The 26,249-nt window shown below is 67.4% G+C and carries 22 protein-coding genes; 12 read left to right on the top strand and 10 right to left on the bottom strand.

What is annotated here, in order from left to right:
• Positions 1 to 2: 2 nt before the first annotated feature.
• The 7 genes from rseP to lpxB all read left to right on the top strand — a co-directional run bounded on the left by rseP (position 3) and on the right by lpxB (position 8,612).
• Positions 3 to 1,337: an RIP metalloprotease RseP gene (gene rseP, locus JNK84_RS11255; RefSeq protein ID WP_293424081.1), complete on the top strand. Its 1,335-nt coding sequence runs from the start codon at positions 3 to 5 to the stop codon at positions 1,335 to 1,337.
• A gap of 214 nt (positions 1,338 to 1,551) precedes the next feature.
• The gene (gene bamA, locus JNK84_RS11250) at positions 1,552 to 4,095 is read left to right on the top strand and encodes an outer membrane protein assembly factor BamA (RefSeq protein ID WP_293424079.1); all 2,544 of its coding nucleotides are present in this window, start codon (positions 1,552 to 1,554) and stop codon (positions 4,093 to 4,095) included.
• Positions 4,096 to 4,143: 48 nt separating this feature from the next.
• The gene (gene lpxD / locus JNK84_RS11245) at positions 4,144 to 5,199 is read left to right on the top strand and encodes a UDP-3-O-(3-hydroxymyristoyl)glucosamine N-acyltransferase (RefSeq protein WP_293424077.1); all 1,056 of its coding nucleotides are present in this window, start codon (positions 4,144 to 4,146) and stop codon (positions 5,197 to 5,199) included.
• 89 nt (positions 5,200 to 5,288) lie between these two features.
• Positions 5,289 to 5,741 (top strand): 3-hydroxyacyl-ACP dehydratase FabZ, encoded by a 453-nt coding sequence (gene fabZ, locus JNK84_RS11240; protein ID WP_293424075.1) that lies wholly within the window; start codon positions 5,289 to 5,291, stop codon positions 5,739 to 5,741.
• A 3-nt stretch (positions 5,742 to 5,744) separates the two neighbouring features.
• On the top strand, positions 5,745 to 6,587 hold the full coding sequence (gene lpxA / locus JNK84_RS11235; RefSeq protein WP_293424073.1) for an acyl-ACP--UDP-N-acetylglucosamine O-acyltransferase: 843 nt from the start codon (positions 5,745 to 5,747) through the stop codon (positions 6,585 to 6,587).
• Entirely contained in the window at positions 6,580 to 7,428 is an 849-nt protein-coding gene (locus JNK84_RS11230; protein ID WP_293424071.1) for an LpxI family protein, read from the top strand. The genes lpxA and JNK84_RS11230 overlap by 8 nt, the downstream gene beginning before the upstream one ends.
• A complete protein-coding gene (gene lpxB / locus JNK84_RS11225; protein WP_293424069.1) occupies positions 7,425 to 8,612 on the top strand; it encodes a lipid-A-disaccharide synthase in 1,188 nt (395 codons plus the stop codon). The genes JNK84_RS11230 and lpxB overlap by 4 nt, the downstream gene beginning before the upstream one ends.
• 51 nt (positions 8,613 to 8,663) lie before the next feature.
• On the opposite strand, the gene gltA is transcribed toward lpxB, so the two are convergent.
• Together gltA and gltX are read right to left on the bottom strand one after the other, a co-directional pair.
• The gene (gene gltA, locus JNK84_RS11220) at positions 8,664 to 9,962 is read right to left on the bottom strand and encodes a citrate synthase (RefSeq protein WP_293424067.1); all 1,299 of its coding nucleotides are present in this window, start codon (positions 9,960 to 9,962) and stop codon (positions 8,664 to 8,666) included.
• Between the two features lie 185 nt (positions 9,963 to 10,147).
• Positions 10,148 to 11,566 carry a glutamate--tRNA ligase gene (gene gltX / locus JNK84_RS11215; protein WP_293424065.1) on the bottom strand — a complete coding sequence of 473 codons (1,419 nt, stop codon included), beginning with the start codon at positions 11,564 to 11,566 and terminating at the stop codon, positions 10,148 to 10,150.
• Between the two features lie 98 nt (positions 11,567 to 11,664).
• Here gltX and JNK84_RS11210 point away from each other — a divergent pair, with 98 nt between their 5' ends.
• The gene (locus JNK84_RS11210) at positions 11,665 to 13,932 is read left to right on the top strand and encodes a ComEC/Rec2 family competence protein (RefSeq protein WP_293424063.1); all 2,268 of its coding nucleotides are present in this window, start codon (positions 11,665 to 11,667) and stop codon (positions 13,930 to 13,932) included.
• Here JNK84_RS11210 and lexA read toward each other — a convergent pair.
• The 6 genes from lexA to JNK84_RS11180 form a co-directional block, all read right to left on the bottom strand.
• Positions 13,926 to 14,618: a transcriptional repressor LexA gene (lexA, locus tag JNK84_RS11205; RefSeq protein WP_293424061.1), complete on the bottom strand. Its 693-nt coding sequence runs from the start codon at positions 14,616 to 14,618 to the stop codon at positions 13,926 to 13,928. The two genes, JNK84_RS11210 and lexA, sit on opposite strands and share 7 nt — an antisense overlap.
• Before the next feature lie 110 nt (positions 14,619 to 14,728).
• A complete protein-coding gene (locus JNK84_RS11200) occupies positions 14,729 to 15,931 on the bottom strand; it encodes a molybdopterin molybdotransferase MoeA (protein WP_293424059.1) in 1,203 nt (400 codons plus the stop codon).
• A 1-nt stretch (position 15,932) separates the two neighbouring features.
• Positions 15,933 to 16,418: a cyclic pyranopterin monophosphate synthase MoaC gene (gene moaC / locus JNK84_RS11195; RefSeq protein ID WP_293424057.1), complete on the bottom strand. Its 486-nt coding sequence runs from the start codon at positions 16,416 to 16,418 to the stop codon at positions 15,933 to 15,935.
• A gap of 59 nt (positions 16,419 to 16,477) precedes the next feature.
• Positions 16,478 to 17,143 carry a DsbA family oxidoreductase gene (locus JNK84_RS11190; RefSeq protein WP_293424055.1) on the bottom strand — a complete coding sequence of 222 codons (666 nt, stop codon included), beginning with the start codon at positions 17,141 to 17,143 and terminating at the stop codon, positions 16,478 to 16,480.
• Between the two features lie 27 nt (positions 17,144 to 17,170).
• A complete protein-coding gene (locus JNK84_RS11185) occupies positions 17,171 to 18,841 on the bottom strand; it encodes an AMP-binding protein (protein WP_293424053.1) in 1,671 nt (556 codons plus the stop codon).
• A complete protein-coding gene (locus JNK84_RS11180) occupies positions 18,805 to 20,652 on the bottom strand; it encodes an extracellular solute-binding protein (protein ID WP_293424051.1) in 1,848 nt (615 codons plus the stop codon). The genes JNK84_RS11185 and JNK84_RS11180 overlap by 37 nt, the downstream gene beginning before the upstream one ends.
• A gap of 190 nt (positions 20,653 to 20,842) precedes the next feature.
• On the opposite strand from JNK84_RS11180, the gene JNK84_RS11175 reads away from it, so the two are divergent.
• Together JNK84_RS11175 and JNK84_RS11170 are read left to right on the top strand one after the other, a co-directional pair.
• The gene (locus JNK84_RS11175; protein WP_293424049.1) at positions 20,843 to 21,649 is read left to right on the top strand and encodes an invasion associated locus B family protein; all 807 of its coding nucleotides are present in this window, start codon (positions 20,843 to 20,845) and stop codon (positions 21,647 to 21,649) included.
• A 167-nt stretch (positions 21,650 to 21,816) separates the two neighbouring features.
• On the top strand, positions 21,817 to 22,857 hold the full coding sequence (locus tag JNK84_RS11170; RefSeq protein WP_293424047.1) for an HpcH/HpaI aldolase/citrate lyase family protein: 1,041 nt from the start codon (positions 21,817 to 21,819) through the stop codon (positions 22,855 to 22,857).
• Between the two features lie 4 nt (positions 22,858 to 22,861).
• On the opposite strand, the gene JNK84_RS11165 is transcribed toward JNK84_RS11170, so the two are convergent.
• A complete protein-coding gene (locus tag JNK84_RS11165) occupies positions 22,862 to 23,518 on the bottom strand; it encodes a cupredoxin domain-containing protein (RefSeq protein WP_293424045.1) in 657 nt (218 codons plus the stop codon).
• A 68-nt stretch (positions 23,519 to 23,586) separates the two neighbouring features.
• Here JNK84_RS11165 and hspQ point away from each other — a divergent pair, with 68 nt between their 5' ends.
• The gene (hspQ, locus tag JNK84_RS11160) at positions 23,587 to 23,919 is read left to right on the top strand and encodes a heat shock protein HspQ (RefSeq protein WP_293424927.1); all 333 of its coding nucleotides are present in this window, start codon (positions 23,587 to 23,589) and stop codon (positions 23,917 to 23,919) included.
• Positions 23,920 to 23,989: 70 nt separating this feature from the next.
• Positions 23,990 to 24,979, top strand: coding sequence for an AEC family transporter (locus JNK84_RS11155; protein WP_293424043.1), 990 nt, complete (start codon positions 23,990 to 23,992; stop codon positions 24,977 to 24,979).
• A 3-nt stretch (positions 24,980 to 24,982) separates the two neighbouring features.
• On the opposite strand, the gene JNK84_RS11150 is transcribed toward JNK84_RS11155, so the two are convergent.
• Positions 24,983 to 26,206 (bottom strand): UbiH/UbiF family hydroxylase, encoded by a 1,224-nt coding sequence (locus tag JNK84_RS11150; RefSeq protein WP_293424041.1) that lies wholly within the window; start codon positions 26,204 to 26,206, stop codon positions 24,983 to 24,985.
• Between the last annotated feature and the right edge of the window lie 43 nt (positions 26,207 to 26,249).

Here is a 26,249-nt window from a genome sequence, read left to right as displayed (position 1 = left end):
ATATGAACGCCGTTTCCGCTCTGGGCGGGTGGGGCCAGACACTCGTCTGGACCATCATTCCGTTCCTGTTCGTGCTGACCATCGTGGTGTTCTTCCACGAGCTCGGGCATTTCTGGGTCGCTCGCCGCAATGGCGTGCGGGTCGAGATGTTCTCGATCGGGTTCGGCCGCGAGCTCATCGGCTTCAACGACCGTCACGGCACGCGCTGGAAACTCTGCGCCATTCCGCTCGGCGGTTACGTGAAATTCTTCGGCGATGCCGATGCCGCTTCTACCCCTGATTTCGAGACCGCCGCCGCAATGACCGCGACGGAGCGCTCCGAGAGCTTCTTCCACAAGACCCTCGGTCAGCGGGCCGCCATCGTCGCGGCCGGCCCGATCGCCAATTTCATCCTCGCCATCGTCATCTTCGCCGGCATCTTCATGCTGTCAGGCAAGATGATCCTCCAGCCGCGCGTGTCGAACCTGGTGGTCTCCGCGCAGACTGACGAGGGCGGTTTCCGGCGCAACGACGTCATTCTGTCGGTCGATGGCCAGCCGATGACCAGCCTCGACGACGTGCGTCGCGCGATCGAGGCGAAATCCGGCCAGCCGCTCGAGTTCGCTCTCGCGCGCGGCATGCAGCAGATGAAGGTCCAGTCGGCCGCCGACCCCGCATGGTTCCGCTCGTCGGTGGCCGAACAGGCGGGCTTCCGGCCCGGCGATCTTGTCCTGAGTATTGACGGCCGCGCGATCGAGAGCTTCTCCGACATGCAGCGCATCGTCGGTGCAAGCGCCGGCCAGTCTCTCGCCATCAAGGTGGAGCGGGATGGCCGGCAGGTCGACCTGGCGGTCACGCCTGCCATCTTCGAGTTCAAGGACCGTTTCGGCGGGACCCATCGCATCGGCCGGATCGGCATATCCAAGTCGAACGAGCCGGGCGACACCCAGTTCCGCCGCTACGACCCGTTCACCGCCACCTGGATGGGGGTGAAGGAGACCTGGTTCGTCATCGACCGCACCTTCGCCTATCTCGGCGGCGTCATCATGGGCACACAGAGCGCCGATCAGCTCGGCGGCCCGATCAGAATCGCTCAGGTATCGGGAGAGGCCGCGCAGATCGGATTCGTTGCGCTTCTCAGCCTCGCCGCGCTTATCTCGGTGTCCATCGGACTGCTCAACCTGTTCCCCATTCCGATGCTCGACGGCGGCCATCTGGTCTTCTACGCCATCGAGGCGATCCGCGGCCGTCCGATGAGCGAACAGGCGCAGGAAGTGGCCTTCCGCTTCGGTTTGGCGCTTGTCCTGATGCTGATGATCTTCGCCACGTGGAACGATATCCGGGGGCTCGTCGGATGATCGTACGCGTGGCACTGGGGCAACGCCCCGTCAAAAACCGGCCGGCAGCGGGAGGCGTCGTTTGCACTCCCGGTGAAACCGGCTACAAGCGTTTCGCCCGGGAGGAATCCACGGGCGGTCCGCGTTCGCGCGGAACCCACATACCGAACAGACAGGCGCGTGCTTCATGACTTCTTTCGCTCGGACGGTCCGAACGGTCGTGATCGCAGGAACGATGACCGCAGTGGGTCTGGCGACTGCCGCCACCACTGGCATCGTCCTTTCTTCTGGCGCGCAGGCCCAGTCTGCCTCCTCGATCGTCGTGCAGGGCAACCGCCGCATCGAGGCTGATACGGTGCGCTCCTACTTCCAGACCGGTCCGGGCGAGCCCTTGTCGGCGGCCCGTGTCGACGAGGCCATCAAGGCCATGTACGCCACCGGCCTGTTCCGCGACGTGCGCGTCAGCCGCCAGAGCGGCCGTCTCGTGGTCACGGTGTCGGAGAATGAGGTCATCAACCGCGTGGTCTTCGAGGGCAACCGCCGCCTGAAGACCGAGCAGCTTCTGAACGAGATCGAATCGCGACCGCGCGGCACGTTCTCGCGTCCGATGGTCCAGTCAGACACGCAGCGCCTCTACGACGTGTATCGCCGCACAGGCCGCTACGACGTCGAGATCGTGCCGAAGACCATCACGCAGCCGAACGGGCGCATCGATCTCGTTTTCGAGATCAACGAGGGCAAGAAGGCCGGTGTCCGGGCCATCAACTTCGTCGGCAACAACGCCTTCGGCCGGCAGCGTCTGCTGGACGTCATGACGACGGCCGAGACAGGCCTGTTCTCCTGGCTGAAGTCCAACGACGTCTATGATGCCGACCGCCTGAACGCGGACCAGGAGGCGATCCGCCGCCTTTATCTCCGCAATGGCTATGTCGACATGCGCGTCCTGTCGGCACGTGCCGATTTCGATCAGGCCGCTAACAGCTTCACCGTCACGATCGAGGTCGAGGAAGGCCCGCAGTACCGTGTCGGCGCGGTGGACGTGCAGTCCAATATTCGCGACGTTGACGGCGCCACCCTGCGCGGCGCGGTCAAGACCGCCTCGGGCTCCGTCTACAATGTCGAACTGGTCGACAAGTCGCTCGAAGACATCACGCTGGCGGTTGCCCGCCGCGGCTATGCCTTCGCGACTGTTCGCCCGCGCGGCGAGCGCGACCCGTCGACCCTGACCGTCAACCTCGTCTACGTGGTCGAGGAAGGCCCGCGGGTCTATGTCGAGCGCATCAACGTGCGCGGCAACACCCGCACCCAGGACCGCGTCATCCGCCGCGAGTTCGACATGGCGGAGGGCGACGCCTACAACCGCGTGCTTGTTGACCGCGCCGAGCGCCGTCTGAAGAACCTTGGCTTCTTCAAGAACGTCCGCATCACCACCGAGCCGGGTTCGGCCGCCGACCGCGTCGTCGTCAACGTGGATGTCGAGGATCAACCGACCGGCGCCTTCTCGGTCTCTGGTGGCTATTCGACCGCCGACGGCTTCATCGCGGAAGCTTCTGTCGAGGAGCGCAATTTCCTCGGCCGCGGCCAGTTCGTCCGCCTCGGCGGCACGTTCGGCCAGCGCACGCGCGGCGTGAACTTCTCGTTCACCGAGCCCTTCCTGATGGACTATCGGCTGGCCGGTGGTTTCGACGTGTTCTGGAGGCACTCGAACCTGTCGTCCTATCAGCCGTTCGCCTCGACCTCCTACGGCGGTACGCTGCGCCTCGGCATCCCGCTCAACGAGAATTTCGGCGTTCAGCTGCGCTACAGCGCCGTTGCGCAGAAGATCTCCATCCGTGACGACCAGACGAATTGCCGCTCGGCCTATGGTGCGCCGCTGCTGCAGTTTACCGACGGTAGCGGCAATATCCATAATTTCGAGGCGGGAGACCCGCGTTCGACTGGCATGGCGGGCGGCGTCGCGCTGTATCGCGATGCCAGCGGAATGCCGACGACGACGAATACGGGTACGCTTTACACCTGTCTTGACGATGGCGAGACCTCGGTCGCTCTGCGCGCCATCAACGGCCGCACGCGCTTCATCTCCTCGGTCGGCTACTCGCTGATGTATTCGAACCTCGACCGGGCGCAGAACCCGAGCCAGGGTCTCTATGCCGAACTACGCCAGGACTTCGCCGGCGTCGGCGGCGATGCTCGCTACATCCGCACCACCGGTGAAGCCCGCTACTACCACGACCTGACGAACGACTGGATCGCCATGTTCCGCGTCCAGGGCGGTCACATCCTGGGTATCGGCGGACAGAAGACCGGCGGCGGCCAACTCGACTCGATCGATCAGTTCTTCATGGGTCCGGAACTCGTTCGCGGCTTCCAGACGGCCGGCATCGGACCGCGCGATAATGCCGTGCGCAATCTTCTGCTGATGCAAGGCATCAATCGCCCGGGTGACGCGATCGGCGGCACGGCCTATTGGGGCGCTTCGGCCGAGGTCACTTTCCCCTTCACCTTCCTGCCGAAGGATTTCGGCATGCGCGGCGCTCTCTACGCCGACGCGGGTTCGGTCTGGGGCTACAACTCGATCCGCAGCTTCAATACGGGCGGCGGCACGCTTCCCGTGGTGCTCGACGGCTCGGACGCGCACAAGATCCGCTCGTCGGTCGGTGTCGGCCTCCTCTGGAACTCGCCCTTCGGCCCGATCCGCTTCGACTATTCCTTCGTGCTGTCGAAGGCGCGCGGCGACCAGACGCAGGCATTCCGCTTCTCCGGCGGCACGCGCTTCTAACCGGTCGCGCCGCGCCTGAAAGCGCGGCGTTCCGGTTGCGGGACGAACATGGCTGAACCAGTTTTCTTCCATCCGACCGAGGCGATGACCGTCGCCTCGGTCGCTGCATTTCTGAAGGCGGAATTCGCGGGCGAGGGCGGTGACCGGCTGATTCGCGGCGTCGCGGCCCTTGCTGACGCTGGCCCCGGCGATCTCGCCTTTCTCGACAACGCCAAATATGCCGACCAGCTCGCGGCAACACGCGCGGCCGCCTGCCTTGTCCAACCGCGCAATGCCGGCCTCGTGCCGCAGGGTACGGCGGCCATCGTCGTCGGCCATCCCCATGCCGCCTTCGTCTCGGTGTCCCGGCGGCTGTTCCCTCAGGCGCTGCACCCGCAGAGCCTTTTCGGCGCGACCGGCATTTCACCGGGCGCGAACATTCACCCGTCGGCACGCCTGGAGACGGGCGTGATCGTCGATCCCGGCGTCGTGGTGGGACCGGGGGCGGAGATCGGTTCCGGTACGCTGCTGGCTGCCAATTCGACCATTGGCCCGGGCGTCAGGATCGGGCGCGACTGCGCGATTGGTCCCGGCGCCTCGTTGACTCATGCGCTGCTCGGCAATCGCGTGATCCTTCATGCCGGCGTGCGGGTTGGTCAGGACGGTTTCGGCTTCGAGCCGGGCAGGGCGAAACACGCCAAGATTCCCCAAATCGGCCGCGTCATCATCCAGGACGACGTGGAAATCGGTGCCAACAGCACCATCGATCGCGGCCATATCCGCGACACGGTGATCGGCGAGGGCACGAAGATCGACAATCTCGTGCAGGTCGCCCACAACGTCGTTGTCGGCCGGCACTGCCTGATCGTCAGTCAGGTCGGTCTGTCGGGTTCGGCGACGCTTGGCGATTTCGTCATGCTCGGCGGGCAGGTCGGCGTCAACAATCACGTCACCGTCGGCCATGGCGCGCAGATTGCCGCCACCTCCATCGTCAAGGATGACGTGCCGGACGGGGCGCGCTGGGGCGGCCGGCCCGCCAAGCCCGTGCGCGACTGGTTCCGCGAGATTGCCGCCGTCGAGCGGCTGGCGCGGGCCGGCAAGGCGGCCGGCCCGGACAGCGCCTGACGCCCAACCTGCAATCGGACAGTAGCCACCGCCGCCGCAAAGGGTTAGGCAGAACCCAGGCGTCGGAAAGGGGCGGAGACCAGCGGATTATGGACGAGACGACCAGCATCGACACCGTGGGCATCCAGAAGCTGCTCGCGACCCTGCCGCACCGCTACCCGTTCCTGCTGATCGACAAGGTCGTGCGCATGCGCGGCGACGAGTTCGGCGTCGGCATCAAGAACGTCACGGCCAACGAGCCGCAGTTCATGGGGCACTTCCCCAACAACCCGATCATGCCGGGCGTGCTGATGATCGAGGGCATGGCCCAGACCGGTGGCGTCATGGCGCTGGTCTCGGCCGGCAGCACCGGCAAACTGGTCTTCTTCATGACCATCGACAAGGCGAAGTTCAGGAAGCCTGTCGTGCCCGGCGACGTCGTCGAGTACCACATGACCAAGATCGCCAAGAAGCGGAACATCTGGTTCTACCGTGGCGAGGCTTATGTCGATGGCCGTCTCTGCGCCGAGGCCGAGCTCTCGGCCATGCTGGCGGATGCTTGACGCATGAGCCCCCAGGTTCACCCGCTCGCCCATGTCGCCGCCGGCGCAAAGCTCGGCGAGGGCGTTCGCGTCGGCCCCTTCTGCACGGTCGGGCCGGAGGTCAGTCTCGGCGAGGGCGTGGTGCTTCACTCACACGTCAATGTCGATGGCCTGACAGAGATTGGCGCGCGCACGGAAATCCACCCCTTCGCCTCCATCGGCACGCCGCCGCAGGATCTGTCCTACAAGGGTGAGCCGACGCGCCTCGTCATTGGCGAGGATTGCGTCATCCGCGAGAGCGTCACGGTCAATCGCGGTACGCCCAAGACCGGGCTGACCCAGATCGGCGACCGGTGCTTCCTGATGGCCTATGCCCATGTCGCGCATGACTGCCGCGTCGGCAACAACGTCATCTTCGCCAATGCCGCGACGCTTGGCGGCCATGCCAAGGTCGGCGATTTCGTCTTCCTCGGCGGGCTCTGTGCGGTGCACCAGTTCACCCGGATCGGCGATTTCGCCATGATCGGCGGCGTCACCGGCGTCAAGGACGACGTGATTCCCTTCGGCATGGCCTTCGGCGCCAATGGCGCATCGGGCGAACTGATCGGCCTCAACGTGGTCGGCATGAAGCGGCGCGGCTTCGGGCGTGAGGACGTGAAGACGGTGCGCGCCTGCTACGAGATGCTGTTCTACGGGCCGGGCACCTTCGCCGAACGCCTCGCCGAGGCGACAGCCGCCTACGCCGCCCACCCGGCGGCCGGTCGCCTCATTGCCTTCATCGAGGCCGGCGAGAAGCGCCCTGTCATGATGGCGGCGCCCAAGAAGACCCGTGTCGCAGGCAGCGGTCCGGCCGCGGCAGATGACTGACACCACGCCGCTCGGCATCATCGCCGGGGCAGGGGCTTTTCCGCCCGCGCTGGCGCGCGCGGCGACGGCACGAGGCCGCCCGGTCTTTGGCCTCCTGCTCAAGGGGATCGCGGGGCGCGAGCTCGAGGCCTATCCGCATGCCTGGGTGGGCATCGGCCGCTTCGGCGCGATCCTGAAGGCCGCGCGGAAGGCGGGCTGCCGCGACCTCGTGCTGATCGGCTCGCTGGTGCGGCCAAATCTCTGGACGACCGTCCCCGACATCAGCGCGCTGAAAGTGCTGCCGGATGTCGTGAAGCTCTATCGCGGCGGCGACGACCACCTCCTTCGCGGCATTGCCGGACTATTCGAGCGCGAGGGCTTCCGCCTGCTCGCCGCCCAGGACGTGGCGCCGGAACTGCTGATGCCGGCCGGCGTGCTCGGTCGCCATTCCCCAGGGGAGGCCGACCGCGCCGACATAGCAGTGGCGCTCGCGGCTATCGCGGCGCTCGGCCCCTACGACGTCGGGCAGGGCATGGTCATCGGCGGGCGGCGGATCGTCGCGGTCGAGGGCGCCGAGGGCACGGATGGCATGCTGGATCATTGCCGCCAGATGCGAGACAGCGGACGGCTGAAATGGCCGCCGGGAACCGGCCTCATCGTCAAGGCGCCGAAGCCTGGCCAGGACCGGCGCATCGACATGCCCGCGATAGGCCCGGCCACCATCGAGAAGGCTGCCGCCGCAGGCTTGCGGGGCGTTGCCGTACCGGCCGGCTCGGCGCTGGTGGTCGATATGGAGGAGGTCGTGCGGCGCGCCGATGCGCTCGGCCTGTTCGTGGTCGGGCTTGAGGCAAGCGCAACGTGACCGAACAGCCTCTCGACGTCTTCATTCTCGCTGGCGAGGAATCCGGCGATCAGCTCGGCGCGCATCTGATGGACGCTTTGCCGGCCATGCACCCTGTTGGCGTGAGTTTCCGGGGTGTCGGCGGCCCGCGCATGGAGCAGCGCGGCCTCGTCTCGCGCTTCCCGATGTCCGACATCGCCCTGTTCGGCATTACCTCGATTATCGCGCATATCCCGAAAATCCTGCGTCGCGTGCGCGAGACCGTGCAGGCGCTCATCGACAACCCGCCGGATGTGCTGGTGCTGATCGATTGCCCCGGATTCAACCGCCGCGTCGGCCGGCAGATCCGCAAGCTGCGTCCCGACATCCCCATCGTCTTCTACGTCTCACCGACCGTCTGGGCCTGGCGTCCGAGCCGGGCGGCGGAGATGCGCCCCTACGTCGATCATCTGCTGGCGCTGCTGCCGTTCGAGCCGGAGGTTCACCGCCGGCTCGGTGGCCCGCCGACGACCTATGTCGGCCATCCGATCTCCGAACGCCTTGCCGATATCCGGCCCTCGGCCAGGGACCAGGCGCGGCGCGACGGCATGCCGCCGCGCGTGCTCGTTCTGCCCGGTTCGCGCCGGCTGGAAATTGAGCGCCTCAGTCCGCTGTTCGCCGACGTGCTCGTGACGGTCGAGGCGGAGCGCGGGCCCATCGAGTGGGTTCTGCCAGCCGTCCCGCACCATCGCGCCTTGATCGAGCAGCTGGTATCGCGCTGGCCAGTAAAACCCGCGATCCTCGATGGCGAAACTGCCAAGTTCGAGGCCTTCCGCACCGCGCGGGCGGCGCTCTCCTGTTCCGGCACGGTGACGCTCGAGGTGGCGGTTGCCGGCGTGCCGCAGGTCGTCGCCTACCGCACCGGCTGGCTGGAGGCCCAGATCGCGCGCCGGCTCATCACCGCCGAGAGCGCGGTGCTGGCCAATCTCGTCATCGGCGAGAAAGTGATCCCGGAATTCCTGCAGGAGTACGGCACGGTGCAGGCCGTCGCGTCGGCGCTGTCCGATGTGATCGGCGACACGCCCGCGCGCGCGCGCCAGGTCGCGGCCATCGGCACGCTCGACGCGCTAATGGATTTTTCGGGCGAGGATCCGAGCATCAAGGCCGCGCGCGTCGTTCTCGACACGTGGCGCACCAGGTCCGGCGCGAGGCCGCTCAGCACCTGAAACGCGAACGGGGCGCCGAAGCGCCCCGTCGGTCAAGTCATCGATTGCGGATCACTTCCGGCGCGAGATCGGCATATAGTCGCGGCGCGTCTCGCCCGTGTAGAGCTGGCGCGGACGGCCGATCTTCTGCTGCGGATCCTCGATCATTTCCTTCCACTGCGCGATCCAGCCGACCGTGCGCGCGAGCGCGAACAGAACGGTGAACATGGCGGTCGGGAAGCCCATCGCCTTCAGCGTGATGCCCGAGTAGAAGTCGATGTTCGGGTAGAGCTTCTTTTCGATGAAATAGTCGTCCGACAGCGCGATGCGCTCCAGCTCGATGGCCACGTCCAGCAGCGGATCGTCCTTGATGCCGAGCTCGCCGAGCACCTCGTGGCAGGTCTTCTGCATGATCTTGGCGCGCGGGTCGTAGTTCTTGTAGACCCGGTGGCCGAAGCCCATCAGGCGGAACGGATCGTTCTTGTCCTTCGCCTTGGCGACGAATTTCGGGATGTTCTCGACATGCCCGATCTCGCCGAGCATCTTCAGCGCGGCTTCGTTGGCGCCGCCATGGGCCGGGCCCCAGAGGCAGGCGATACCGGCCGCGATGCAGGCGAAGGGGTTGGCGCCGGAGGAACCGGCGAGACGCACCGTCGAGGTCGAGGCGTTCTGCTCGTGGTCCGCATGCAGGATGAAGATGCGGTCCATGGCGCGGGCGAGGACGGGGTTCGCCTTGTAGTCCTCGGCCGGCACGGCGAAGCACATGCGCAGGAAGTTCGACGAGTAGTCGAGATCGTTCTGCGGATACATGAACGGCTGGCCAATGGAGTACTTATAGGCCATGGCCGACAGCGTCGGCAGTTTCGCGACGAGACGGATCGACGACACCATCCGCTGGTGCGGGTCGGCGATGTCGATGGAGTCGTGGTAGAAGGCCGACAGAGCGCCGACCGCGGCGACCATGACGGCCATCGGGTGGGCGTCGCGGCGGAAGCCCTGGAAGAACCGCGTCATCTGGTCGTGGACCATGGTATGGCGCGTGACGCGGTAGTCGAAATCGGCCTTCTGGGCTGCCGTGGGCAGTTCCCCGTAGAGCAGCAGGTAGCAGGTTTCGAGGAAGTCGCCATGCTCGGCGAGCTGCTCGATCGGGTAGCCGCGATAGAGCAGGACGCCCTCGTCGCCATCGATATAGGTGATCTGGCTTTCGCAGCTTGCAGTCGAGGTGAAGCCCGGATCGTAGGTGAACATGCCGGTCTGGGCGTAGAGCTTGCCGATGTCGACCGTCGACGGTCCGACGGTGCCGTCCGAGACCGGCAGCTGCACGGTCTTGTCACCATAGGTCAGCGTCGCGGACTTTGAACTTGCGGCCATGGGCAACCCCTTGAATTCGCGAAATAATCTAGTCGTGTCCAATCATGGTCTCAACCGTGACCTGACGCGCCCCATGGATCGGATAGACGCTTTTTCGCAACGCGGCAAGTTGCGGCGGGCGGCGACTGCGTGACCTGCCACGGAAGGAGGGCTTGTCTATCGCCCTCCTGGTGGCGCCAATCGCGTCAGAGGCGAGCCTGGTCGGCAATGCGCGCAAGGCTTTCCTCTCGGCCGAGCACGTCCAGCACGTCGAAAATGCCGGGGGACGTTGTACGACCGGTGAGGGCGGCGCGCAGCGGCTGGGCCAGTGCGCCGAGCTTGGCGCCACGTGCCTCCGCCTCGGCACGCACGGCCGCGTCGGCTGCCGTTGCGCTCCATTCGGGCATGGCGGAAAGGCGGACATGGAGCGCGCCGAGATGGCCGCGTGCTTCCTCGGTCAGCAGCGCTTTCGCCTTGTCGTCGACTGGCAGCGGGCGCGCCTCGAGAAGGAAGCGCGCGCCGTCGATCAGCTCCAGAACGGTCTTGGCCCGTTCCTTCAGTCCCGGCATGGCCTTCAGAAGCTGCGCGCGCACCTCCGGCGTCAGCGCGGCCTGAATGGCCGGCCCGTTTTCGATATGCGGCAGGACGTCGTCGATCGCCGCGACAAGTCGGGCATCGTCGGCATGGCGGATATAGTGGCCGTTGACGGCTTCCAGCTTGACGAAGTCGAAGCGCGCCGGCGATCGGCCGACGCCAGAGAGGTCGAAGGCCGCGATCATCTCGTCGGTGGAGAAGAACTCCTTGTCGCCCTGGCTCCAGCCGAGGCGGACGAGATAGTTGCGCAGCGCCTCCGGGAGGTAGCCCAGAGCCCGGTACTGCTCGACGCCGAGCGCGCCGTGGCGCTTGGAGAGCTTGGCGCCGTCCGGTCCGTGGATCAGCGGGATATGCGACATGGACGGCACCGACCAGCCCAGCGCCTCGTAGATCTGGGTCTGGCGCGCCGCATTGGTGAGATGATCGACGCCACGGATGATGTGGGTAATACCCATGTCGTGGTCGTCGACGACAACGGCATGCATATAGGTCGGCGTTCCGTCCGAGCGCAGCAGGATGAGGTCGTCGAGATCCTTGTTCGGGATCACCACGCGGCCCTGGACCTCGTCATTGACCACCGTCTCGCCATCCTGCCGCGCCTTCAGGCGGATCACCGGCTTGACGCCCGCGGGCGCTTCGGACGGGTCGCGGTCGCGCCAGCGGCCGTCATAACGCGGCGGACGGCCCTCCTTCATGGCGAGCGCGCGCATCTCCTCCAGCTCCTCGGGCGTTGCGTAGCAATAGTACGCCTTGCCCTCGGCGAGGAGCTGGCGGGCAACCTCGGCATGTCGTTCGGCGCGGGCGAACTGGTAGATCGTCTGCCCATCCCATTCGAGACCGAGCCAGGTAAGGCCATCGATGATCGCGCCGATCGCCTCGGTGGTCGAGCGCTGGCGGTCGGTATCCTCGATGCGCAGCAGCATCTGGCCGCCGGTCTTCTTCGCATACAGCCAGTTGAACAGGGCGGTGCGCGCGCCGCCGATATGCAGGAAGCCCGTCGGGGAGGGGGCGAAACGGGTGACGACCGTCATGATTCTTCCGAAGACGACAGGAGGGGCCGGCAGACCTTAGGCTGGGAGCCGGAAAGCGCGTGCCTGTAGCACGGCGCGCGCGGCTTGGGGAGCGTCGGTTGCGGGGGCGGGCGAGGGCCATCGCGGCAGTGCTGGGAACGGCCGGGCGGCCGGCGGCGACCGGGCGCGCCGGCCTTGCCTACGCCGAGGCACGCGAACGGCTTGCCGGCTGGCTGGCTCTGGAGGTGGAGCGCGGCAGGGCCTTCCTGTTCCTGCCCGTGGCCTTCGGCATTGGAATCCTCATCTATTTCGGCGCGCCTGACGAGCCGACGCTGTGGGCGCCAGCTCTCGCCGCGATCGGTCTCGGGCTGCTGGCGATGCGCCTTCGGGAGTATCACTGGGCGTTCCTCGGTGTTGTCGGCCTTGCGGCGATGGCCGCCGGATTTGGCGTCGCCGCCCTGCGCACGCAATGGCTGGCCCATACGGTGCTCGGCACCGAAACCGCTTTCGTGCGGATCACTGCATGGGTCGAGGTGGTTGAAAGGCGCGAGAACGGCGACCGGCTGACGCTGGCCCCGATTTCGGCGGAACCGGCTCTGGCGCAGCTGCCGTCGCGCATTCGGGTCACCAGCCGAACCGCGACCGGCGCGAAAGTCGGGCAGGCCGTTGTCTTCTCGGGGCGCCTTCGACCGCCCGCCGATCCGGCAGCGCCGGGCCTCTTCGACTTCGGCCGCGATGCCTATTTCGCCGGAGTGGGTGCAACCGGATTCGCCGTTGGACGCGTCACGCCGGCCGAAGCCGGCGACGCTCCACTGGGTGTCAGGATGCGCGCCACGCTGGATCGGCTACGCTCGGCGATCAGCGAGCGGATTCGAGCCGCGATCCCCGGCCATGCCGGCGCCATCGCCGATGCGCTGGTCAGCGGCAAGCGGGACGGCATACCCGAGGGCCTCAACGAGGCGATGCGCGCGGCCGGCCTCTACCACATCCTGTCGATCTCGGGATTTCACATGGCGCTTGTCGCCGCGCTGATCTTCGCGGTGGTGCGCGGCGGATTGGCGCTGGTGCCGGCACTTGCTCTCAGGCGGCGCGTCAAGGCGTGGGCGGCCTTCGCGGCGCTTCTGGCCTCCACGGCCTATCTCGTCATCTCGGGCGCCGAAGTCGCGACGCAGCGTTCCTGGCTGATGATCGCCGTCGTGCTGATCGGCGTGATGCTCGATCGCGGCGCGTTGACGCTCCGGACGCTGGCGCTCGCGGCCCTCGCGGTGCTCATCCTGCTGCCGGAAAGCCTGCTCGGACCGAGCTTCCAGATGTCTTTCGCGGCGACGCTGGCACTGGTCTCGGGCTACACGATGCTGCGACCCTGGGCCGAGCGCCATGCGGACGGCGGCGTCAGCGCCGGTCGCGCGCTGCTGCTCGTGACGAACGGCGTCGCGGGCCTCGCCATGAGTTCCTTCGTCGCCTCGCTCGCGACGACGCCCTATTCGGCCTACCACTTCAATGCGATCCAGTTCTACGGCGTGCCCGGCAACCTCCTCGGCGCGCCGATCATCGAATTCTTCGTCATGCCGCTGGAGATTCTCGCGCTGCTGCTCTGGCCGTTCGGCTGGGATCGACCGGTCTGGGCGCTGGCGGGTCTGGGCGTCGAGCTGTTCATCAAGATCGCGGAATGGGTCGCATCCTGGCCTGGAGGCAAAACCGTCGTGCCTTCGTTCGGACCGTCGGCGCTTGGGCTGATGTCGGCCGGGTTCATCCTGATGGCAGCCCTGTCGACGCCGCTGCGCTGGTTCGGCGTGCCGCTGTTCGCGTTCGGCATGGCGCTGGTTCCGGGCGCCGCAAGGCCGTCGATCATGATCGACGCCGAGGGCTTCACCGTGGCGGCCCGCGGCGCCGACGGGCGCATGCGCGTCGTCTCGCCGCGCGGCAATCGCTTCACGGTGCAGCGCTGGCTGTCATCCGACGGTGACGCGCGGATCGCCTCCGACAATTCGCTGATGGCCGGCGTGCGCTGCGACGCGCTTGGCTGCGCCATGCCGCTGCCTGAGGGTGGTCGGATCGCGGTTCCGCGACAACCTGAAGCGGTCGCGGATGACTGCCGCGAGGCGCGCATCGTCGTCACGCGCTTCGCCCTGCCAGCCAACTGCCGGGCGCTCATCATCGACACGCGTGCCCTGGCCTGGACCGGAGCGGTCCGCCTGTTTCGGGAGGGCGACGGCTACCGGGTCGAAACCGCGCGTGCCGCATCCGGCACGCGTCCATGGTTCCGACCACGGCCAGCCGGGGCGCCCGTATCACTGCTGCAACCAGCGGCAGGGAGCCAATCGTCACAGCCGGCTCAACCGGCAACCGATGACGAGGCAGAGCCGCCGGCCGACACCGATCAGTAGCGGCGGATGAGGCCGATGAGCTTGCCCTGGATACGCACGCGGTCCGGACCGAGAACCCGCGTTTCATAGGCAGGGTTCGCCGCTTCGAGGGCGATCGACGTGCCACGCTTGCGCAGGCGCTTCAGCGTCGCCTCCTCGTCGTCGATCAGCGCGACGATGATGTCGCCGGTCTCGGCTGCCTCGCCCCGGCGGATGAGGGCAAGATCGCCCTCAAGGATGCCGGCTTCGATCATCGAATCGCCGCGCACCTCGAGTGCGTAATGCTCGCCGCGCGTCAGCATTTCCGGCGGCACCGAAACCGTCGCTGTACGGTGCTCGATCGCCTCGCGCGGCACGCCGGCGGCGATGCGCCCCATCAGCGGCACGGCGACCGGCATGACGGTCTCATCGTCCGACGGCGCGGGGCGCGCGCGCCCCAGTGAACCTTCGATGACGCTTGGCGAGAACTTGCCACGCTGCGGGCCCGCCGACTGTTCGGGCTGCTTGATCACTTCCAGCGCCCGCGCGCGGTTGGGCAGGCGGCGGATAAAGCCGCGTTCTTCCAGCGCCGTGATGAGACGATGGATGCCGGATTTCGACTTCAGGTCCAGCGCCTCCTTCATCTCGTCGAAGGACGGCGGCACGCCGCTCTCCTTGAGGCGCTCCTGGATGAACCGGAGAAGTTCGTGTTGCTTGCGTGTCAGCATCGGATTCGCCCCTCGTCGCGACAGGCCCGACTCGCGTCGAACAGACCATGAACGGTCACTATCCGTTCTTTATGTGTTCCGCAAGCATTGAAATTTCGTGAAGTCTGCGATCAGCGCGCGAGACGAATGATGCGGCAGGGCTCGCCCGCCTGAGCCGCGCTCGCGTGGGGCGCGCGCACGATCAGCGCCTCGGCTTCGGCCAGAACCCGGATCATCGACGAATCCTGCACCGGGAATGGCGTCGCGACCAGTTTTCCGTTCGTGTCGGTCAATGTAGCGCGCAGGTAGTCCTGCCGGTGATCGTTCGCGGCGAGACCAATCCCCAGCGCTGCGCTTTCCTCGATTGGCAGAATGTCGTTGCGCCCCGCGAGGCGGCGCAACAGGGGGCCAAGGAACAGCGTCGCGCAGACGAAGGAGGCCACCGGATTGCCGGGCAGGCCGAGCAGCCGCAACCCCGAGAGATTGGCCATCATCAGCGGTTTGCCCGGCCGCATCGCGATCTTCCAGAAGGACGGCTCGGCGCCTTCCTCCGCGATCACCTGGCGCATCAGGTCGTGCTCCCCGACCGAGGCGCCGCCCGATGTCACGAGGATGTCGTGCCCCTCGGCACGGGAATGCCGGACCGCTGCCAGCGTTGCGTCCAGTCGGTCGGGTACGATGCCGAGCAGGGTCGCCTCTCCCCCTTCGCGCCGGACAATGGCGGCGAGCGCCAGGGCGTTGGAGGAGACGATCTGACCAGGTCCCGGCTCGGTGCCCGGTTCCACCAGTTCGTCGCCGGTCGACAGAATCGCGACGCGGGGACGGCGATGCACCGGCACGGCGGCATGATTCATGGCCGCCGCGAGTGCGAGGCGGCGTGGCTCCAACCGCATGCCGGCAGCGAGGGCCGGCGCGCCCTCGGTGAAATCGAGGCCCTTGCGACGAATGAACTGGCCGGGCGCCGGCCTGTCGCGAAACGTCACCATGCCGCCTGAGCGGGACACGTCCTCCTGGATCACGACAGCATCGGCTCCGTCGGGGATTCCGGCGCCCGTGAAAATCCGGATGGCTGTGCCGCCGGTCATCGAGCCGGCAAAGGGCCGACCGGCTGCGGCCTCTCCGGCGACGGGCAGCGTCGCGGGCAGATCGGCGGCGCGCACCGCGTAACCATCCATGGACGACATGTCGGACGGTGGTTGCGTGCGGCGCGAGACGAGCGCGCGCGACAGAACGCGGCCATCGGCATCGCCGATCGAAACCCATTCCTCGGGCAGCGGGCCAGCGCCCTCCAGCACCTTGGCGAGCGCGTCTGCAACCGGCGTCAACCCCGCCATGTCACTCCGCCCTGTAGCTGCCGGAAGCGCCGCCGGCCTTCTCCATCACGCGAATGGCCTCGATCCGCATGCCGCGGTCCACGGCCTTCACCATGTCATAGACGGTCAGGCACGCGACCGAGACGGCGGTCAGCGCCTCCATCTCCACCCCTGTCTGGCCGGTGACCTTGACTGTTGCCCGGACGGTAACGCCCGGCAGGGCCTCGTCCGGATCGATCTCGACGGACACTTTGCTGATCAGCAACGGATGGCAGAGCGGGATGAGTTCGTGGGCGCGCTTCGCCGCCATGATGCCGGCGATGCGCGCTGTACCGAGCACGTCGCCCTTCTTCGCTTCGCCGGCCTGCACGATGGCAAGCGTCTCGGGCTTCATGACGACGCGGCCCTCGGCGACCGCGACACGTTCGGTCGCGGGCTTCGCCGAGACATCGACCATATTGGCCTGCCCTTGGGCATCGAGATGGGTGAGGCGTGTTCCTGAAGCCATGAAGCGGGATTAGCCTGTTGCCGCCGCTGCGGCAACGCCGCCGAATGCGCGCCTGAACGTCAGGACGCAGCCGCTGGCTCTCCGGCCTCCGCAGCGGCTTGCCGGATCGCTCCGGCGATCGTCTCGGGCGCCTCGGCTCCGGCTATGCCGTACTTGCCGGCGACGATGAAGAACGGCACGCCGGTCACGCCGATGCGCTGCGCGGAGGCGATTTCGCGGCGGGTCCGCTCGATATCGGAATCCGAGCCGAAAAGCTCGGTCAGCAGTGCCGGATCGAGGCCGTTGGCCGCGCCGATCTCGATCAGAACGGCGTTGTCGGAGAGATTGCGCCCCTCGACGAAGAAAGCGCGGAACAGGGCCTCGACGACGGCGCCTTGCTGGCCGCCCGCACGCGACCAGAGCACGAGGCGGTGCGCGTTCATGGTGTTCGGCGCAACCGCTATCCTGTCGAAGTCGAAAGCGATGTCTTCCTCGGCACCGATCCCGGTCAGCCGCTGGTGGATCTGTTCGATGCGCTCGGCCGAGCCGAACTTGGCGATCATATAGGCGCGGCGGGGCTCGCCTTCGGGCGGCAGTTCGGGCGCAAGCTGATAGGGCCGCCAGTGGACATCCACCGCCACGTCGGGAACGAGGGCGATGGCTTTCTCCAGCCGCCGCTTGCCGATGAAGCACCAGGGGCAGACGACATCAGATACGACATCGACGGTGAGAGCGGTGCTTGCCATGACGGTCTCCTGCGCGGAAAACCTATCCTATCGCCGGGCCGCCGCTTTCGCCACGCTCAGGAGCTGCTCCAGAACGGCCTGCGTGTCGGCCAGCGCATCACGTCCCGGTGAGGTGTCCTTTGGCCGTGTGTCCTCGAAGGGCAGGGGGCCGCTCTGGCGGGCTCCGCCGGGCACGCCGAGGGGCGTTACGCCAGTTTCGGCAAGGCGCTGCGACAGGCCGACGACAGCGCGCCCGTCGCCGATGACGCCCGCCACCCGCTGGCCCAGCAGCGGGTCTGCCCGCACGACCGGCGCGATCTCACCGCCGGCCTCGGCATAGGCGGCATGCAGGTCGCTCTCGGCAAACCGTCGTCCACCAACGGCCACGACACCCGCCGCATCTCCGGCGAGCAGCATGGTCTTCGGCGTCGGGCCGGCGGTCGCGGGAACGCCGGTGTCGCGGAAGCCGTCGGCGTCGGTGAACCAATAGGGCGGCCGCCCGTGTTCGGCCCCGGGGGGAAACGCGTTCAACGGCACCATGGCGCCGCGCATCATCAGGGCGCCTTCCGCGCTGATCCGCGTCTCGATCAGCGTTGCGGACTGGCCGTCATGCTCGGCGCCGAGCGGAACCGCGCCGTCCGGTCCGGCGATCCTGATGAGGCCCGCCTCGCCGACAGCCAGAAAGGCGTCGCGGGCGAAGTCGCCGCCGGCCCCCGGCGCGGCCGCAGCTTCCTGCCCGCGGCGGGCGAGCAGCGTGACATGGCGCAGCGATCCGAGAGCCTCCGGGTCGGCACGCTCGAGGCTCTCCGCCGCGGCAGCGGGAAGGACAAGGTGACTAGTCGCACTCTCGGCAACGTCGTCGATCAGCGCGCGCAGCGCCAGCGGGGGGTGGGCGACGAACTGGCCGCCGCTCATCAGCCAGGGCACGACCTGCAGCGCAAGGCCGGCGAAAGTGTCGGGCGCAAGCGTCGCCGCGATCACCGAACCCTCGTCCGGTGCGCCGGAGACGAAGGGGGCGAGGCCGCCAGCAATCAGTTCATTGTGGCTGCGCGGCACGGCGACATGGCCCGCGGCCGTCGCGTCGGCGGTGACAAGGACGACATGGTCCGCGGGATTATCGGCGCGCTCGACTTCGAAATGCTCGGCTTCGCTGGCCGCGTCGAGGACGTCGTCCAGCGCCATGACGCCGTCCAGCGCCGGGCCGCCGATCGAAAGCACGGCGCGCACCGAGAAGCACTCGGCGGCCGCGTGGCGCATCAGGTCCGCGCACTCCACCGGTCCGGCGCGACCGGTCGTGAGGATCGCCCGCACGCCGAGCCGCTGAAGGTGCTGGACGGTCTCGCGCCGGCCCCATCCGAGCGGAACGGGCGCGGCGATCAGTCCCGCCCGCGCGATGGCCAGCAGCGCGATCACGGCCTCGGATGACAGCGCGAACTGGGTCGCGACCACGCTGTCGATCGGCAGGCCCAGCGCGCGCAACCTGCCGGCGGCGGCATCGACAATGCCGTCGAGTTCGCCCCAGCTCAGGTTGATGACCGGACCGCCGATGATCAGCGGGCGGTTGGGCGCGTCGCGCAGGGCCGGGTTGTGCGGCCGGATCGCGGCGGCGCGGCGCAACAGCCCGTCGATCGTGGCGCGCCCGGCGACGGCCATCGACTTGTCCTTGTTGGTCCGCTTGAGAATCACCGCTGCGCAGCCCCAGAGGCGTCGCGACGCCACCACGTCTCGGTGAGATAGCCGAAAACCGATGATTCGGCAGGCATGCCGACGTGGTTCCAGCGGGCTATCCACTGCGTCGGCTGGTGGAACAGCGGAACCATGTAGAAACCAGACGTGATCGTGCGGTCGAGCGCACGCGCTGCGGCGACCAGATCGTCGCGCGTCTTCGCCTCGACGATCGCCTCGACCAGCCGGTCCACGGCAGGGTCGGCAATGCCTGGCAGGTTGCGGCTGCCCGGCTGTCGGCCGGCGGCACTCCCCCAGTAGAAAGCCTGTTCGTTGCCCGGCGACAGCGACGTGTTCCACCAGCGATAGTCGACCATGTCGAAGTCGTATTCACGCAAGCGGCGATCGTACTGGACCGCATCGACATTGCGGACTGTCGCGGCGATGCCGGCCCGACGCAGAAAGCGTTGGAAGGTCAGCGCCAGCCGCTCCTGCTCGCGCGTCGCGACGAGCATCTCGAAGGCGAAGGGCTGGTCGGTCGCGCGGTTGCGCAGGACGCCGGCCTTGAGCACCCAGCCGGCCGCCTCGAACAGGCGGATCGCCTCGCGCAGGCGGCTCCGGTCGGCTCCCGTGCCGTCCGAAGCCGGCACGCTGTAGCTGCCGCCGAGGATGTCTTCGCGGACATTGGCTTCGACGCGGGCCAGGAGCGCGCGCTCGCCCTCATCCGCCGGGCGTCCGCGCGCGGAGAGGTCCGATCCCTCGAACAGCGACTGTGTTCGCTCGAACCCGCCGGAATAGAGGTTGCGGTCGGTCCATTCGAAATCGAACAGCAGTCCGATTGCCTCGCGAACCCGCGCGTCGGCGAAGATCGCGCGGCGGGTATTCATGGCAAAGCCGCGAATGCCCTTCGGTGTGCCCTGCCGGATCGTCTCGCGGGTGATGCGCCCCTCGCGCATGGCGGGGAAGTCGTAGCCGGTCGCCCATTGGCCGGGATCGCTTTCCACGCGGCTGTCGACCAGCCCCTTCTTGAACGCCTCGAACAGCGTGTTGCTGTCGCGGTAGAAGTCGAAACGGATCTCGTCGACGTTGAAAAGTCCGCGATTGATCGGCAGGTCGCGGCCCCACCAGTCGGGGTTGCGCCTGAGCGTGATGCTCTCGCCGGCCCGCATCTCGCCGACGACATAGGGCCCGGAGCCGAGGAGCGGGGTCAGCGTCGTCTCCTCGAAGGTCTCGGGATCGATTGCATGGCGTGGCAGGATCGGCATGAGCCCGAGGATCATCGGCAGTTCGCGATCGTTGGCGCCGGCGAGATCGAAGCGGATCGTCAGATCGTCGATCAAATCCACGCCTGTGACCTTGCCGTAATAGGTCCGGTGGTTCGGGCGTCCGCGCGTGCGCAGGAGGTCATGGGAGAACTTCACGTCGTGGGCCGTCACCGGCTTGCCATCCGAGAAGCGGGCGCGGGGATCGATATGGAAGATGACCCAGGAGCGGTCGTCGGGGACCTCCAGCCCGCGGGCGACCTGGGGGTAGAGCGTGAACGGTTCGTCGTGACCGCGCGTCAGCAGCGTCTCGTGCAGGTACTGCCGTGCGCCCGGCACGGGCAGGCCGCGAACGACGAAGGGATTGAGCGTGTCGAACGTGCCGGAAGCACCGAGCACCAGACGACCGCCTTTCGGCGCGTCCGGATTGACGTACCGGCGGTGCGCGAGATCGGGAACGGAGGCCGGATCCCCGTGCATGGCGATGGCCGGGCGCATCTCGGCACGCGGCCAGCCGGACGCCTTGGCCGCACCAGCGCCTTGCCCGAGGGCGCCCAGTGCGACGAGGAGAATGCGAAACAGGGGCATGATGCGGCGCGCCATGCTGCGGATGCTAGCACGAAGCGGAGCGATTCCGGCTTTTCAACCGGTCGGCGAGAGGCTATTCAGCGCACGCTCCGGCCGCGCCACCATGTCGCCACGTTCCACGGCGAAAGAGCGCGTCCGATCCGAATCCTGCCCGTCCGACCCGCCGCCGACAGCGTGCGCCGGACACGATCGAAAGGGCCTGTACATGCTCGCATCCGCCAAAGTCGCGGTCCGTCTCGGCCTCGGCGCCGCGCTGTTCCTGGTTCCTGCCGTGGCTTTTGCCCAGGCCCAGCAGCAGCGTCCGGCGCAGCGTCCGGCACAGCCGGCCCCGGCCGCCCCCGCTGCTACGCCGGCGGCTCCGACGACGAACGACAACATGGCTGCGATCCAGACCCCCTGGGTGAAGCTGTGCGACAACGTGCCCACCGACGAGCGCACCCCGCCGACGACCAAGAAGCTCTGCATGGTCGTGCAGGAAACGCGCGCCGAGAACGGCCAGATGCTCGCCTCCGTCCAGATCCGCGAGCTGGAGGGCGAGCGTCCGCGCCTGATCATCGCTGTGCCGGTCGGCATGTCGCTGCAGCCGGGCATCCGCGTGGTGCTGGAAGGCGGCCAGGGCGCCGCCCAGCCGCAGGCCATGCGCTACGAGGTCTGCCTCCCCAACGCCTGCTTCGCGCAGATGGAGATGCAGCCGGACTTCCTGACCCGTATGAAGCGGTCGAACAACCTCAGCATCCAGGTCGTCAACATGAACAACCGCGCGATCTCGCTCGGCATGTCGCTGCAGGGCTTCGCTGCCTCCTACGACGGCCAGCCGGTCGATCCGAAGGCCTATGAGGAAAGCCAGCGCCGCCTGCAGGCCGAACTCCAGCGCCGCGGCGAGGAAGCCCAGCGTCGTCTGCAGGAGCAGCAGCAGCGCCAGCAGGGCGCCCCGGGTGCTCCGGGCGCCACGCCGCTGCCGGGCATGACGCCGATCCCGGGCGCCGCTCCGCTGGCTCCGCCGCAGCGCTGATCGCTCCACCTCCGGGTTTCTGAACGGCGCGGCTCGGTCGCGCCGTTTTTCTTTGCCGCGCCGTTTTTCTCGGCTCCCCGCTTCGTTTGCGGTGCAGCATCCGCCCTTCCACGGAATTGTGCGCGGCAACGGAACCGGCTAACCCGAGGGCATCAGGGGAGGGCGCCATGAAGCTGCCGCGCAACATCTACAAGCCGCTCGCCATCGGCGCGCCGGAGCCGTTCCGCGAGCTACCCGTTCGCCTTGAGCGCATGATCCATTTCGTGCCGCCGCACATGGAGAAGGTGCGCGCGAAAGTGCCGGAGCTCGCGAAGTCGGTCGATGTTGTTCTGGGCAATCTCGAGGACGCCATCCCGCTCGACGCCAAGGAAGCGGCGCGGCGCGGCTTCATCGAGATGGTTCAGGCGACTGACTTCGGTACGACCGGAGTGTGGACGCGCGTCAACGCGCTCAATTCACCCTGGATTCTCGACGACCTTACGGAGATCGTCGGTTCGGTCGGCCGCAAGCTCGACGTCATCATGCTGCCGAAGGTCGAGGGCGCCTGGGACATCCACTATCTCGACCAGCTGCTCGCCCAGCTCGAAGCCAAGCACCAGGTGACCAAGCCGATCCTGATCCACGCCATTCTGGAGACGGCCGAGGGCGTCAAGAACGTCGACGACATCGCCTCGGCCTCGCCGCGCATGCACGGCATGAGCCTTGGACCTGCCGATCTCGCCGCCTCGCGCGCGATGAAGACCACGCGGGTGGGCGGCGGCCATCCCGAGTACAAGGTGGTGGCGGACGCGGCCGGCGATGCGCCGCGCGCGGTCTATCAGCAGGACCTCTGGCATTACACGCTGGCCAAGATGGTCGATGCCTGCGCCGCCAACGGTCTCAAGGCCTTCTACGGCCCGTTTGGCGACTTCTCGGATCCGCTGGCCTGCGAAACCCAGTTCCGCAACGCCTTCCTGATGGGCTGCGCCGGCGCATGGACGCTGCATCCGACGCAGATCGACATCGCCAAGCGGGTTTTCTCACCCGATCCGGGCGAGGTCGCCTTCGCGGCGAAGATCCTTGCCGCCATGCCTGATGGCAGCGGAGCGGTGATGATCGACGGCAAGATGCAGGACGACGCCACCTGGAAACAGGCCAAGGTCATCGTCGATCTCGCGAAGATCGTGGCGTCCAAGGACCCGGATTGCGCCAGCCGCTACGCGCTCTGACGGCTTACGGTTTCGGCAGTACGACCAGCGAGCCGGTCATCGACGGCTGGTGCGTGCCGCACACGAAGCCAAACATGCCGGCCCTGTCGGCGCGAAACGTCACGCGGTGCGCGTGGCCCCGTTTCAGTGTGAAGCTCTGCCCGAAGGCGGTGATCGTGGTCGGGTGTTCCGCGCCGTTGATCCCGACGAATTCGAGCGTGACCTCGTCGCCCTGGTTCACAACGATCTGGCTCGGCTGCCAGACATAGGCGCTGACCTCCCAGCGTCCCTGTGCGTTCGGCGGGTTGGTGACGTATCCGCTGCCGCCGGGCAGGGGCTGAGCGGGGAACGGCTCGCGATCCGTGGTCACGCCGCCGCGCGGCTCGACGGCCAGCACGGTGAAGAAGCGACTCTCCGCCGACGCCGGAGCAACCTGGAAGGTAGCGCATGCAGCGAGCAGCGCGGCCGCGAGAACATGCCGAACGGACCGCTGTGACGATCGAGAGGCGACAGGCACGAGATTTCCTCCATTGCTCATGCAAATGAGTTGCAACAATGAGCTCAACACCGGGCCGGCGTCAACATCTGGGTACTGCTTGTGGAGGCTGATGGAATGAAAGGGGACGAGCGATCCGGCGGCGCCGGGCGAACCGGGGCTGGCCGGCCTATCGAAGGTTGACATCGTCCGTCGATGGGGATTTGGTCCCCGGCCTCGCATCAGCCGGCAAAATTCGGGCGCCAGATACCGTGATCGACAAGCCGCGGACCGCAAAGTTCAAGATCGGACAGGTCGTCCGCCACCGGTTCTATCCGTTCCGGGGCGTGGTGTTTGATGTCGACCCGACCTTCTCCAACACGGACGAATGGTACGAGTCGATTCCGAAGGAAATACGCCCCAAGAAGGACCAGCCATTCTACCACCTCTTCGCCGAGAACGCCGACAGCGAATATGTCGCCTACGTTTCGGAGCAGAATCTCGAGGCGGACACCAGCGGCGATCCGGTTCGCCATCCGCAGGTGGACGAGGTCTTCGAGCGCGACGATGAGGGCGAGTATCGCGCGCGCAGATCCGGCCTGCATTAGCCGCTTCGCCAGGACGTTCTGTGGCCTGGCGCGTTGACGGACCTCTGCCGCAACGCTAGCGCATGAGGCCATGATCCAGGTTCTCAACCTCGCCATGCCGTTTTTCGGCCTGATCGCGCTCGGCTTCCTGACCGCGCGGTTCAAGGCCTGGCGCGGCACGCCGATCCCGGAATCCGGGCTCGGCTGGATGAATTTCTTCCTGATCTACATCGCATTGCCGGCGCTGTTCTTCCGCATCCTCGCCAAGACCCCGCTGGAAAAGCTCAACAACGTGCCGTTCGTGGCGGGCACGACGCTGGCGACATCGATCGTTTTCGTGCTCGGTTTCGCCTATGTGATGCTTCGCTCCAAGGGCCACATGCGGCATGCGACGGTCGCGGGTGTGTGCGCGGCCTACGGCAATATCGGCTATATGGGGCCGGGACTCGCCTTCTCGACGATCGGCCCCGACGCAGCAGTGCCGGTGGCGCTCATCTTCTGCTTCGACAACATCCTGCTGTTCTCGCTCGTGCCGCTGCTCATGGCGCTGGCCGGCACCGAGCGCCGCTCGGCCTTGTCGGTGCTTGCCGAGGTCGCCAGGAAGATCGCCACCCACCCGTTCATCATTGCGACGGTCGCGGGGGTGATTTCCGCCTTCATCCAATTCGATCCGCCCGAAATGCTCGACCGCCTGCTCGGCTTCCTTCAGTCGGCGGCGGCGCCGGTCGCCCTGTTCACGCTCGGCGTGACCGTCGCGCTGCGCATGGAGAGCTTCACGGCGCTGGCCAAGGTCGCGGCCTCGATCTCGCCGATCCTCGCGCTGAAGCTGATCGTTCACCCGGTTCTGGTGATCGTGATCCTGGCCGCGCTCGGCCGCTTCGAAACCTCGTGGATCTACACGGCCGCTCTGATGGCCTGCCTGCCGCCGGCGCTGAATGTCTTCATCATCGCCCGGCAATACGACACCTGGGTCGAGGAGGCCTCGAACGCCGTCCTGCTCGGCACCGTCGTCTCGGTCGTGACGCTGACCAGCGTGCTCTACCTCGTGAAGAACGGCCTGCTGCCGATCCACCCGTTCTGAGCATCAGGCGGCGTCTGCAGCCGCCTCGCGCATCAGCCGCGGCTCGGCCATGGCCGGGGCCAGCCCCTCGCGCATGAAGGCGCGCCGCACAGGCCCGACGCGGTCCATCAGCCAGAGACCGGCGCCACGCAACGCCTGCACCGGCATGAACGGCGACAGCAGCGACCGGTTAAGCGCATCGATGGCGAAGGTACGGCTGACGATGTCGGCGCGGCGGGCGCGGTCGTAGGCCGCGAGCGCATCGGGGCTTCCGATGTCGGCGCCGGCGGAAATGGCGTCCGAGAGACAGTCGGCGAGGGCCGCGCCATCGCGCAATCCGAGATTCAGGCCCTGCGCGCCGATGGGCGGTACGACATGGGCGGCCTCACCGATCAGGACGGCGCGGCGGCCAGCGAAACTGCGTGGCGTCATGGCCGACAGATCGAAACGGCCGCGGCCGGGCTCAACGCTCACCTTGCCGAGGATCGCCTGCGAGCGGCGCTCGATCTCGCGCGAGAACGCGGTGTCATCCATGGCGAGAAGCCGGTCCGCCTCGGCTGGCGTCACGACGCAGACGAGGCTCGAGCGGTCGCCGGGCAGGGGCACGAGGGTGAACGGCCCGGTCGGCGTATGGAATTCGGTCGAGGCGTCGTCATGCGGACGCGAATGATGGAAGTTGGCGGTCACGGCAGTCTGCGGGTAGCGGGTCGTAACCACGTCGATGCCTGCGGCCGCCCGAACGAGGGACGCGCGCCCGTCGGCGCCCGCGACCAGCGGCGCGGAGATCGACCGGGCGGAGGCAAGCGTCACGGTCGCCGCATCGGCATCCAGCGCAACATCGACCGCCTTGTCCTCGACGACCGGGATGGCGGCCGCGGCGACGGCGTCGCGCAGACCCTCGTTCAGATCGCGGTTGAGCAGGTTGTAGCCGAAAGCATCGAGGCCGATCTCCTCGCTGCGGCCCTCGAACAGCGGTGCGCGTACGAGGCCGCCGGTATCGTCGACGAGCCGCATGAGGCGGAGCGGCGCGGCCTTCTCCGCCACGCGTGCCCAGACGCCGAGTCTCTCCAGTGCTCGCACCGAACCGCCGAGCAGCGCGCTGGAGCGCGGATCGCCGGGCCCATCCATGCGCGGCGCAACGAGGGTGGGCGAGAGGCCGGCATGTTTCAGCGCGAGGGCCGCGAACAGTCCCGCCGGCCCTCCGCCGACGATGATCACGCGACGATCCGCTTGGGTTGCCGATGCCATGGTCCTCTCCCGCCGCGCTTCTAGCACCGCCGGGGCGGCTGCT

This window comes from Phreatobacter sp., assembly GCF_016793595.1.
Lineage (GTDB): Bacteria > Pseudomonadota > Alphaproteobacteria > Rhizobiales > Phreatobacteraceae > Phreatobacter.
Note: the sequence above shows the minus strand (reverse complement) of the source record. Positions and strands in the feature narration are given on the sequence as shown.